This is a genomic window from Acidimicrobiales bacterium, assembly GCA_035512495.1.
Taxonomy (GTDB): Bacteria; Actinomycetota; Acidimicrobiia; order Acidimicrobiales; family CADCSY01; genus DATKDW01.
In genome coordinates this window covers 46,245-57,920 of record DATKDW010000070.1, presented here as the reverse complement: position 1 = coordinate 57,920, position 11,676 = coordinate 46,245, and the positions used below count along the sequence as shown (strand labels likewise).

Sequence of the window (11,676 nt, the reverse complement as noted above, 5' to 3'; positions counted from 1 at the left end):
GCGCTGCCCTTTTGGGCCTCGACGGCCACCGGCACGTAGCCCATGGTGCGGAGGCGCTCGGCGACGAGGGTCGAGCTGTCGCCGTCGAGCGACCCCTGGAGGAGGCGGCCGTCCTTGTCGCGGACCTTGTACTGGTACGTGGTTGCCATGGTCTCTCCCCTAGCTCTCGCCGCTCAGGCGGCGGAGGTCTTCCTGGTTGGCGCAGCGCTCGAGGGCGGTCGCCATGGTGATCTTGCCGATCTTGACGAGGTTGGCCAGCGACTGGTCCATCGTCTGCATGCCGTACTTCGCGCCCGCCTGCATGGCGGAGTAGATCTGGTGGGTCTTGCCCTCCCGGATCAGGTTGCGGATGGCCGGCGTGGCGATCATCACCTCGGCCGCCACCGCCCGGCCCTTGCCGTCGGGCGTGGGCAGCAGCTGCTGGGTCACGATGCCCTGGAGGGCGGTGGCGAGCTGCACCCGCACCTGGCCCTGCTGGTTGGCGGGGAAGACGTCGATGATGCGGTCGACCGACTGCGGGGCGTCCTGGGTGTGCAAGGTGCCGTAGACGATGTGGCCGGTCTCGGCGGCGGACAGCGCCATGTGGATGGTCTCGAGGTCGCGCATCTCGCCGACGAGGATGACGTCGGGGTCCTGGCGCAGCACGTGCTTGAGGGCCTGAGCGAACGACTGGGTGTCCTCGCCCACCTCGCGCTGGTTCACCACCGACATCTTGTGGTGGTGGAGGAACTCGATGGGGTCCTCCACCGTCATGATGTGGTGCGGCCTCTTGCGGTTGATGATGTCGATCAGCGACGCCAGGGTGGTCGACTTGCCGGAGCCGGTGGGGCCGGTGACCAGCACCAGGCCACGGGGCAGCTCGGCCAGCTGGGCCACCGCCGGCGGCAGCCCGAGGTCCTCCAGCGGCACGATCTCGTAGGGGATGACTCGCATGACCGAGCCCACCGCGTCGCGCTGGAGGAAGACGTTGACGCGGAAGCGGCCGAGGCCCGGGATGGAGTGCGAGGTGTCGAGCTCCTTGTCCGACTCGAAGCGCTCCCGCTGCTTCTGGGTGAGGATGGCGAAGATCATCCGGCGGATCTCGGAGCCGTTCAACACCGGGAACTCGGTGAGGCGCTTGAGCTCGCCGTTGACGCGCACCACCGGCTCGGAGCCGTTGGTGAGGTGCAGGTCGGAGCCCCCGAGGTCGAGGACCCTCTGGAGCAGCTCGTTGACGTGCAGCTCGTCGGCGCCGCCGTCGTCCCACCCACCGTGGACGGTGGGCTCCTCGCTGATCTCCATGGGCTCGCCGGTGGGGCTGGTGGCGGGCGCGGCCGACGGCGGTTGGCCGTACATGCTGGTGACCACCCGTTGCAGCTCGCTGCGCACGGCGACGGCCGGCTTGACCGCCCACCCCGTCGCCGAGGTGATGGCGACCGTGGCGTCCTTGTCGGTGGGGTCGGCCATGGCAACCACGAGCTGGTCGGCGTCGACGTCGACGGCCACGGCCAGGTGCTTGTGGGCCAGCTCGGCGGGGATGCAGCGGTCGAGGTCGACCGGGATGATCTGCTCGGCCAGGTCGATGAAGGGGGTTCCGACCTGGTCGGCGATGGCCGCCACCAGGTCCTTCTCCCCCACCAGGCCGGCAGACATCAAGATGGCGGGCAGGGGCTGGCCGTCGGCGGTTTCCTTCTGGAGAGACATCTCCAGGTCTTCGCGGGAGAGGACCTTGCGCTCGACGAGGAACTCACCGAGGTGACGCGATCGATTCGACATGGCCTTCCATCGGCACGTCCACCACACATCCTGAGCCCCAGAGCCCGATCTGCTCCCCACGCGGGTCAGCGGTTGCGGACGGCCTGGATCTGGCCGACGGGCAGGGGAAGGGTCGACGAGGTCGAGAGGACGCCGGCAATGGTGCCGCTGGTGGTGCCGTCGGGGCCGGTGGCCGTCCAGGTGGCGGTCCAGCGCTGGGTGGCGGTGACGACGTTGTCGTCGTCGACGTGGCGGTAGGTGTGGCGGACTTCGCCGTCGGGATACGGGCCGCCCTGGCTGGTGACGCCGGTGACCACGGTGCCGTCGCCCCAGTCGATGTCGTAGGTGGAGCTGGTGGTGATGGTGATGGCGAAGCCGAACGCACCCATCGCCGGCAGCCGCTCGCCCTGCGTCCCGCCGATCTCGAGGTACGCCGGCAGGCCGGTGACGGCACGGCCCGGTGAGATCTCGAGCGTCGGCGCCGGCAGCGTGACCCGCTCCCGCCACAGGTGCTCCGCCGCGGCATCGGCGCTCACCCTCGGGAGGTCCTGGAGCGGCGACGACGGGCAGTAGCCGTGCTCGGCGATCTGCGCCCTGGCCCGAGCCTCGTTCTCGATCCCCTCCCGGGAGGTGGGGCTGCCCGGGACGCTGAACACGTTGACGCACCGAGACCCGTCGTCCCGCAACCCCAGCGACGTGCTCACCATCGTCAGGGGAGGAGGGGCAGAAGGGCCGGTCGAGACGGGCGAGGTGGAGGGTTGGGAGCGGCGGGAGCGTTGACGCTGCGATCCCAGCTCCACTTGCATCTCGTCAAGACCCACGGGTGTCACCGTGGGCTCCTGAGCTCCCAACGGAACCCGGCCGTGACTTGCCAGTACGAAGATGACCCCCAAGGTCAGGACTCGTCGCCACATGGGTCGATCACCTCCTCAACGGTGCGTCCCTCAGCTGTGACCTCTCGGCTGACTCTCCAAGCAGTGGGATTCCTGATACTCACTTGAGTCGGCGCCGGAACCAACTGCAGATAGCCGGGCGAGACCTCATATCCACTACTGAAGATTCCGCCGTAATCGCGTTGGTCGCTCACAAAGATGCACTCAGGGGTTGCGCTCACAACCTGCAGGACCTCGGTGACTGGATCGCTGGGTTCCTCCCTGATCCCATCGAACTCGTCGCCCGCGATCTCCCCCAGTAAGTCCTCCATCTGCCCATACGCCGGTTCGGCGTAGAGCTCGGCTAGCCAGGCGTGGTTGTCGACGGTGGGGCCTTCGTCGGCCTTGTACTGGCGGAACATCTCGCCCCAGGACTCGTCGAGGGCGTCCATCACGCGCTGGACGTACTCGACGGTGATCTCGTCGGGGATCTCGTCGACACCCACGGTGGTGGAGGTGGTCGTGGGGGCGATCGGGAGGGTGGTGACCGGGGCTGAGTCGGGCGCTGCATCGCCGCCGCAGGCCGACACGGCGGCGAGGGCCGCCACGACCAGGCACCATCGCTTGCGAACCCTCACCGGCTGCTCCCGCTGCGTGTCATTTCATGCACTTCGACGCAAGGGCGCAATCTACGCACCGCCACGCCTCCACCGCAACGCCCACACGGCACGCCGCCCGCGACACCGGAGTGCCCCGCGGGGCACTCGGCGAGCCCGCGCACCCGTTCTCCGGACCAAAGCTCCCGGAAATGCGGAAGAACCGTCCGGAGAAGCGCCCGAAACGGTCCGGAGAACGCCCGACAACGCCCGCCAACGCGCCTGACCGCGCAGCACCCGACTGGGGCGCTACGCCACCACCCGGAGGAGCTCCTCCACGGAGGTCTGGCCGCTGGCCACGTGCTCGAGGCCGGCCTGGCGGAGGGTGAGCATGCCCTCGGACACGCTGACCTTCTTGATGTCGTCGGACGCGGCACGCTCGGCGATGAGGGTCTCGATCTCCTCGGTGACCAACAGCACCTCGTGGAGGGCGAAGCGGCCGACGTAGCCGGTCTTGCCGCAGGTGCCGCAGCCCACGGGGCGGTGCAGCTCGGCAGGCAGCTGGCCGCCCTCGATGTCCCACCCGAGCGCGGTGATGTCGCCGGCGCCGGGCGTGTAGCGCTCCTTGCACCGCTCGCACAGCCGGCGGATGAGGCGCTGGGCCACCACGCAGTCGATGGCGCTGGAGACCAGGTAGGGCTCGAGGCCCATCTCGACGAGGCGGGTCGGGGTCGAGCAGGCGTCGTTGGTGTGGAGGGTCGAGAGCACGAGGTGACCGGTGAGGGCGGCCTCCATGGCGATGCTCGCCGTCTCGCGGTCGCGGATCTCGCCGACGAGCACGACGTCGGGGTCGGCGCGCAGGATCGTGCGCAGCGCCGAGGCAAAGGTGAGGCCAGCCTTGGGGTTCACCTGCACCTGGTTGATGCCGGCGAGGCGGTACTCGACCGGGTCCTCCACCGTGATCACGTTCTTGGTGGGGTCGGACAGGACGTTGAGCGTGGCGTAGAGGGTGGTCGACTTGCCGGAGCCGGTGGGGCCGGTGACGAGGATGGTGCCGTAGGGCTTGGTGAAGACCGACTGGTAGCGCTTCAGGGTCTGAGGCAGGAAGCCGAGCTCGGGCAGGGCCAGCAGGGCGGTGCTCTTGTCGAGGATGCGCATGACGATCTTCTCGCCGTAGACCGTCGGCAGGGTCGCCACCCGGAGGTCGACCTGGCGCCCGCCCATGGTCGTGGAGATGCGCCCGTCCTGGGGCAGGCGCCGCTCGGCGATGTTCAGGTCGGCCATGATCTTGACGCGGCTGATCAGGCCGGCCTGGACCCGCTTGGGCGAGCGCATGACCTCGTGGAGCACGCCGTCGATCCGGTAGCGGATGCGCACGTCGCGCTCGGTGGGCTCGATGTGGATGTCGGACGCACGGTCCTGCACCGCCTGGCGGATCAGCAGGTTCGCCAGCTTGACGATCGGCGCGTCCTCGGTGACCTCCTTGAGCTGCGCCAGGTCGCCGGCATCGTCGGCCTCGTCGATGGCCATGCCGCCGACGTCCTCGAGCTCGGCGTCGAGGCGGTGGTGCTTGTCGATCGCCTCGTGGAGGGCGACCAGGGTGGTGACGACGGTGCGGACCTCGGCCTTGGCCACCGAGCGGATGTCGTCGACGGCGAGGACGTTCGACGGGTCGGCCATCGCCACGATGAGGACCTTCTCGTCCCACGCGATGGGCATGGCCTGGTAGCGGCGGGCCAGCGCCTCTGGGATGGCGGCGACGGCGACCGGGTCGATCGGGTACTCGGCGAGGTCGACGAACTCCATGCCGATGCCGGCCGCGATGGCCTCCACCAGCTGGGACTCGGTGACGATCTTGCCCTCGATGAGGATGCGGCCGATGGCGTGGCCGGACTGGGCGGCCTCGGCGGCGGCGGCGTCGAGCTGCTCCTCGGTGACGAGGCCACGATCGAGGAGGAGCCCGCCGAGCTGATCACGCTCACTCGTGCTCGCGGTTCCCACCCCCTCGTCGCTCGTCGTGGTCATGGTTCCCACCGCTCAGGTTCGCACAGATGAGAGGAACTTGAGCAGCGCGCCGCGGTGGGCGGGGTCGACCGGCTTGGGGGGCTCGTGACCCTTGCGGTCGGGCTTCGGCGAGGCATCGCCTGCCGGCGCGTCGGCCTCGTCGTCGTCACGGGCGGACTCCCGCTCGGGACCGTCGGCGGTCTCGCTCGGGCGGAGCCCGGCGAGGTGCTGGAGCAGGGCAGGGTCTTCCGGGACCGGGAGGACAACGTCGGTGCTGAGGGCGTCGGCCCTTGTCGCCGACTTGGCGGGGGTCGCGGGGCGGTGCTGGGGGTAGAGGCTCGACCAGGTGGGACGGGGGCCCTGCGGCTCCTCGACCGGCGCGTCGACCGCAGCCTCGGCCACCTCGGCGCCTTCGTCGTGGGACACCGGCCCGTAGGTCCCGGTGACCGGGTCGATGTCCACGTCGACGTCCTCCTCGTCGTCGAAGGCGGTCACGACCAGGTCATCGACCTCATCGTCGATCTCGTCGCCGAGGGCGGTCACGACCAGGTCATCGAGCCCGTCGACCTCGTCGTCGTCCTCCTCATCGAGGGCGGTCACCTCGTCGTCGAGCAGGTCGGCCACCAGGTCGGCCCCGACGGTCCAACGGTCCGTCTCGGTGGCCGATTCGCCGGTCGAGGGCTCAAGGACCTCGACCAGTCCCGCCTCGACCAGGGCCCTCACGGTCCGGCTGGCGGCGAGCTCGTCCTGGCCCAGGTCGTCGCCCATGGCGCGGACCGACGTCCCGCCGCCGATGGCGACCAGGCCGTCCCACTGCGCCTGGTCGACGGGGACCGACTCGGCCGGCAGGATGCGCGTCAGCGCCACCCGGTGTTCGAGCGAGGGCACCACGGCGACGATCTCCCGCCACTCGGCGAGGAGGACCTCGGCGCCGGTGAGCAGGTCTTCGACCTCGGTGGGCTCCTCGGGGTCCTCGGAGCGCTCACCGCTCTCGAAGGCGAAGCTGCCCTCCTCGAGGCGCAGCAGCTCGAAGGCGCGGGTCTCGGGGGTCTCGCCACCGAGCGGCGACTCGATCCCCACCACGAGGCCGGCGTCGAGCCAGGCGCCACCCGCGCCGCGCGGGCTCGTGATGCGCAGGTGGCCGGTCTTCGATGTCGCCGCCAGCAGGCGGATGACATCAGCGAGTGCGAACGTGTCGAGGGTGCCCTGTAGGGACACGGTGACCTCCGAAGGGGGGATGACGGTTCTATCCCATCGGCCGTCCCCGGCCGGAACTTCACCGGTTTCTCCGGATCGGGGCTCAGGTTCGCTCAGGGTGGCCGGCGCCGGCGAGGTGGGCCAGCACGGCCGCCGACATCGCCTCAAGGGGCGCGTCCTCCCTGGTCCAGAGGCGAAAGGAGAGCGCCGCCTGGTGGATCAGCATGCCCACGCCGTTGGCCGCCCGGGCGCCTCGCTCCCGCGCCGCGGCCACCAGCGGGGTGACGAGGGGCTCGTACACGAGGTCGACGACGAGCTGGCCGGGGCCGAGGAGCCCGGGGTCGAGCGGCAGCAGGGCGGGATCGACGTGAGCCTCACCGATGGGGACCACACGCTCCCCCTCCTCGGGCCCGCCGGCGACCCGCTGGCCCATCCCCACGGGGGTGGCGTTGACGACGAGCTCGGCGCCGTCGACCTCGTCGGGCGACCCGACCCGCCCGGCGGCACCGGCGAGGGCGGCCGCCACCCCGGCGGGCTCCTCTCGGCGGGCGACCACCACGACCTCCGACGCCCCTGCGGCGGCGAGGGCGCGGACCACGGCCCGGGCCGCCCCACCCGACCCGAGGACCAGGCAACGCCGGCCGGACGGGTCGAAGCCGTCGTCGGCCCGCAGCGACGCCACGAAACCGTCACCGTCGGTGTTGTGGCCCTCGAGCACCGACCCCGACCGGACGACGGTGTTGACCGCCCCGAGGGCGGTCGCCGCCGGGCTGAGCGTGTCGACCGCCGCCGCCACGTCGGCCTTGTGGGGCATGGTCACGTTCAGGCCGTCGATCCCGAGGGCCCGCACGCCCTCGATCGCCGCCCTCGCCCCACCGGCCGGCACCGCGAAGGCCAGGTACACCCAGTCGAGCTCCAGCGCCCGGAACGCGGCGTTGTGGAGCCGGGGCGACAAGGAGTGGCGCACCGGGTCGCCGATCACCCCCGCGACCCGCGTCGACGCCCCCGGCCACGACGAGCCGGAGCCGGCGAGGGCGGTCACGGGATGAGCCCGGCTTCCTGGGCCGCGCGCCGATCACGCAGGAAGTCGTTGTAGTCCTCGGAGAACGAGTGGACGCGCGGGTCCTTGAGGACGTAGTAGAGCCACGGCCCGTCCTCGGGGTTGAGGGCGGCGTCGAGCGACGCCCGGCCGGGGGCCCCGATCGGGGTAGGCACCAGACCGGCGTTCTGGCGGGTGTTGTAGGGCGAGTCGATGGCCAGGTCGGACTGAGTGAGGCTGCCGCCCCGCCGGCCGAGGGCGTAGTAGAAGGTGGCGTCGATCCCGAGGGTCATGCCCTCCTCGAGGCGGTTGTGGATGACCCGGCTGATCTTGGCCCGGTCCTCGTCGGCCTTGGCCTCCGCCTCGATGAGCGAGGCCACGATCACGACCTCGTAGGGCGTGAGGCCCACCCGCTGCTCGGCCTCGGCATAGCCCAGCTCGTCGAGGGTGGCGTCGAAGGAGGCCACCATCCGCCGGAGCAGCACGGCCTCGTCCTCCCGGCCGTCGAGGGTGTAGGTCTCGGGGAAGAGGAGCCCTTCGAGCGGCTTGCCGTCGGGCTGGTAGCGCGAGCGGACCTCGCCGGCCTCGATGACCTCTCGGAAGGCGTCGGCGTCGAAGGCCTCGTCTCGCCCGATCACCTGGACGATCTCGTCGAGGACCAGGCCCTCGGGGACCGTGAGCCGTCCGGCCACCGTGGCGCGCGGGCCCCGTTCGAGCACCTCGACGACGTCGCCCATGCCCATGTTGCGTGCCAGCTGGTACTCACCGGCTTGGAAGGGGCCACCACCGTTGAACCGCAGGTAGAACCGGAAGATCTGACTGTCGCTGATGACGCCCTCGGCCTCGAGCATCTGGCCGATGGCGGTGGTGCTGCTGCCCTCGGGGATGACGAGGACGATCTCCTCGCCGGGGCCGCCGGGCGGGTTGATCTGGCGCTGCACCCACACCCCGACGAGTGCGGCGCCGATGAGGCCCACGATCGCGACCACGCCGAGCACGGTCAGCACCCGGCCGACCCGCCCTCCCCCTCCCCCGTCGTCGACGTAGCGGACGTCCTCGTCGTCGTGGAGGAACGCCGGGTCGTCGTCCGCCCCCTCGTCACCGGCGAGCACGGGACCCCGGCTGGCCCCCCGCTCGTCGTCCTGGTCGAAGAAGATCTCGCTCATCTGGGGGGCTCCGTGGGCTGGGATCGGGGCCGGCCGTCGAGCCAGGTCTGCAACAGGACGGCGGCGGCCACCTGGTCGACGACCTTGCGGCGGGCAGGCGCCTTCATACCCCGTTCGATCATCGAGCGATCGGCGGTGACGGTGGAGAAGCGCTCGTCGACGGTCTCGACCGGGACGTCGAGGGCGGCGGCGAGCTCTTCGACCTCCGCCAGGACCTTGCGGGCGGCCGGACCGGTGCGGCCGTCGAGCGACAGCGGCAGGCCCACCACGACCCGTTCGGCGCCCGCCTCCTCGACCAGCTCGGCCACCCGGCAGTGGTCGGCGGCCGAGGAACCGGAGCGCTGGATGACCTCGCACGGCGAGGCCAGGGTGCCGCTCGGGTCGCTGACGGCGACGCCGATGCGGCGCGCGCCGAGGTCGAGCGCCAGCACCCGCACCTAGCCCCCGATGCCGGCGGCAGCGCGGACCTGGTCGAGGGCGAGGTCGAGGGCGCTCGGGTCCTTGCCCCCGGCCACGGCCAGGTCAGGGGCTTTGCCGCCCCCGCCCTTGACGGTGCGGGCAGCGTCGGCGATGAGCTCGGAGGCGTTGAGGCCGCTGTCCTTGGTGACGGCCGAGACCAGGGCGGCGCCCCCGCCCTCGGGCGCACCACCGAGCACCACGGCCCGGACCCCGGGCTGGTCGCGCACGGCCACCGCCAGGTCCTTGAGCTCGTCGCGGGACACGCCGTCGACCCGGGCCACCACGACGCCGTCGACAGCCTCGGCGGCGAGCGACGAGGCGCCCGCACCGGCGGCCTGCTTGCGCAGGGACTTGAGCTCGTCGCGCAGCTCCTTGATCTCGTCGAGGCGCTTGGCCACGCCGTCGACGACCTGCTCCGGGGGCACGCCGAGGAGGCGAGACGCCTCGGCGAGGCGGTCGTGCTCGTCGCGGACGATCTCGAGGGTGCCGGTGCCGGTGGTGGCGAAGATCCGCCGCTGGTTGGCGCCGATCGAGCCCTCGGAGGTGATCCGGATGGGGCCGATCTGGCCGAGCGCCCCGACGTGGGTGCCGCCGCAGAGCTCGACGGAGCGCCGGCCCGCCTCGAGGACCCGCACGACCTCGCCGTACTTGTCGCCGAAGAAGGCGATGGCCCCGAGCGCGTTGGCTTCGTCCTGGGTGGTCTCGTAGTGGCGGACCGACTCGTCGGTGAGGACCTCTCGGTTGGCGAGGTCCTCGATGGCAGCGAGCTGCTCGTCGGTGACCGCCTCGTGGTGGCTGAAGTCGAAGCGCAGGTACTCGGGTGACACCAGGGAGCCCTGCTGCTTGACGTGGTCGCCGAGGACCTCGCGCAGCGCCCAGTGCAGGATGTGGGTACCGGTGTGGTTGCGCCGGATGGCGGCACGGCGCTCGTCGTCGATGGTGGCCACGGCGTCCTGGTCGGGGGTGATCTCGCCCTCGACCACGTGGCCGGTGTGGCGGTGGAGCCCGGGCAGGGCGTAGGTGGTGTCGATGACCTCGACCCGGCCGGTGGCGGTCGTGATGGTGCCGGTGTCGCCCACCTGGCCGCCGGCCTCGGCGTAGAACGGGCTGCAATCGAGGAAGACCTCGACGAGCTCGGCGGCGTCGTCGGCCTCGGAGGCAGGCCGGACGAGCAGCGAGAGGACCCTGGCCTCGGTCTCGGGCTCCTCACGCCCGGTGAAGACCGTGGGCCCGCTGCGCTCGAGCAGCTCGCGGTAGGCCTCGGAGGCCGTCTCGTCGGCGGGACCGGCCTTGCGGGCGCCCTTGGCCCGCTGGCGCTGGGCGTCCATGGCGACGGCGAAGCCCTCGTCGTCGACGGTGACGTCGCGCTCGGCCACCACCTCGCGGGTGACGTCGAGGGGGAAGCCGTAGGTGTCGTGCAGGCGGAAGGCGACCTCGCCCGGCAGCACGCCCCCCGCCGGGAGACCTGCCAGCTCGGCCTCGAGCAGGTCGGAGCCGGTCTTGAGGGTCTGGCGGAACCGGCCCTCCTCGCGTTCGACGAGGGTGGTGATCGAGTCCTGGCCGGCCCGGATCTCGGGGTAGGCGTCGCCCATCAGCTCGACGACACCGGCGATCATCGGTGGGGTGACGGGCTGTTGCACGCCGAGGAGGTGAGCGAAGCGCACGGCCCGGCGGATGATCCGGCGCAGCACGTAGCCGCGGTCCTCGTTGCTGGGCAGCACCCCGTCGTTGACCAGGAAGGTGATGGTGCGGGCGTGGTCGGCGAGGAGGCGCAGGGCCACGTCGGTCTCCTCGTCCTGACCGAGTTGGCGACCGGTGACCGACTGCGCCCGATCGACGAGGCCGGCGAGCACGTCGGTCTCGTAGACCGACGTCACCCCCTGGAGGATCGACAGGATCCGCTCGAGGCCGGCGCCGGTGTCGATGCCGCGCATGGGCAGGTCGGTGAGGCTCCCGTCGGCCTGGCGGTAGTGCTGGGGGAACACGAGGTTCCAGATCTCGACGTAGCGCTCCTCTCCCCCATCGGCCGGGCCGCCCTCGGCCCCGAGGTCGGGGCCGAAGTCCCAAAAGAGCTCCGAGCTCGGGCCGCAGGGACCCGTGTCGCCCATCTCCCAGAAGTTGTCCTTGTCGAGGCGCTGGATGCGCGCCGCCGGGAAGCCGACCGAGTCGCGCCAGATCTCCTCAGCCTCGTCGTCGCTGACGTGGACGGTGACCCACAGGCGATCGGCGTCGAGGCCGAGGACCTCGGTGCACAGCTCCCAGGCCCACGGGATGGCCTCGGCCTTGAAGTAGTCGCCGAAGCTGAAGTTGCCGAGCATCTCGAAGAAGCTCACGTGGCGGTGCGAGCGACCGATGGCGTCGAGGTCGTTGTGCTTGCCGCCGGCCCGCACGCACTTCTGGACGGTGGTGGCCCGCTTGAAGGGCGGGGCCTCCTCACCGAGGAAGTAGGGGACGAACTGCATCATCCCCGAGTTGGTGAACATCGGGGCCGTCGGGTGGTGCGGGATGAGGCCCGCCGAGGGCACGCGCGTGTGGTCGCGGTCGGCGAAGAACTCGGTGAAGGCGCGGCGGAGCTCGTCGGCAGTCATTGCCCTGGCAAGCCTACCGGC

At 71.2% G+C, this 11,676-nt stretch carries 9 protein-coding genes; all 9 read right to left on the bottom strand.

What is annotated here, in order from left to right; all coding sequences use genetic code 11:
- Window positions 1-159: 159 nt before the first annotated feature.
- Window positions 160-1,755 carry a PilT/PilU family type 4a pilus ATPase gene (locus VMN58_10415; GenBank protein ID HUF33606.1) on the bottom strand — a complete coding sequence of 532 codons (1,596 nt, stop codon included), beginning with the start codon at window positions 1,753-1,755 and terminating at the stop codon, window positions 160-162.
- A 65-nt stretch (window positions 1,756-1,820) separates the two neighbouring features.
- A complete protein-coding gene (locus VMN58_10410; protein ID HUF33605.1) occupies window positions 1,821-2,438 on the bottom strand; it encodes a hypothetical protein in 618 nt (205 codons plus the stop codon).
- Window positions 2,439-2,629: 191 nt separating this feature from the next.
- Entirely contained in the window at window positions 2,630-3,214 is a 585-nt protein-coding gene (locus VMN58_10405; GenBank protein ID HUF33604.1) for a hypothetical protein, read from the bottom strand.
- A gap of 297 nt (window positions 3,215-3,511) precedes the next feature.
- Window positions 3,512-5,227, bottom strand: coding sequence for an ATPase, T2SS/T4P/T4SS family (locus VMN58_10400; GenBank protein ID HUF33603.1), 1,716 nt, complete (start codon window positions 5,225-5,227; stop codon window positions 3,512-3,514).
- A 12-nt stretch (window positions 5,228-5,239) separates the two neighbouring features.
- Entirely contained in the window at window positions 5,240-6,424 is a 1,185-nt protein-coding gene (locus VMN58_10395) for a DUF4388 domain-containing protein (GenBank protein ID HUF33602.1), read from the bottom strand.
- A gap of 82 nt (window positions 6,425-6,506) precedes the next feature.
- Entirely contained in the window at window positions 6,507-7,445 is a 939-nt protein-coding gene (aroE, locus tag VMN58_10390) for a shikimate dehydrogenase (GenBank protein HUF33601.1), read from the bottom strand.
- Complete coding sequence (gene mltG, locus VMN58_10385; GenBank protein ID HUF33600.1) at window positions 7,442-8,608, bottom strand: endolytic transglycosylase MltG; 1,167 nt, start codon at window positions 8,606-8,608, stop codon at window positions 7,442-7,444. Before mltG ends, aroE begins: the two co-directional genes overlap by 4 nt.
- A complete protein-coding gene (ruvX, locus tag VMN58_10380) occupies window positions 8,605-9,045 on the bottom strand; it encodes a Holliday junction resolvase RuvX (GenBank protein ID HUF33599.1) in 441 nt (146 codons plus the stop codon). The genes mltG and ruvX overlap by 4 nt, the downstream gene beginning before the upstream one ends.
- Entirely contained in the window at window positions 9,046-11,655 is a 2,610-nt protein-coding gene (alaS, locus tag VMN58_10375) for an alanine--tRNA ligase (protein ID HUF33598.1), read from the bottom strand. It abuts the gene before it with no gap.
- Window positions 11,656-11,676 lie beyond the last annotated feature (21 nt).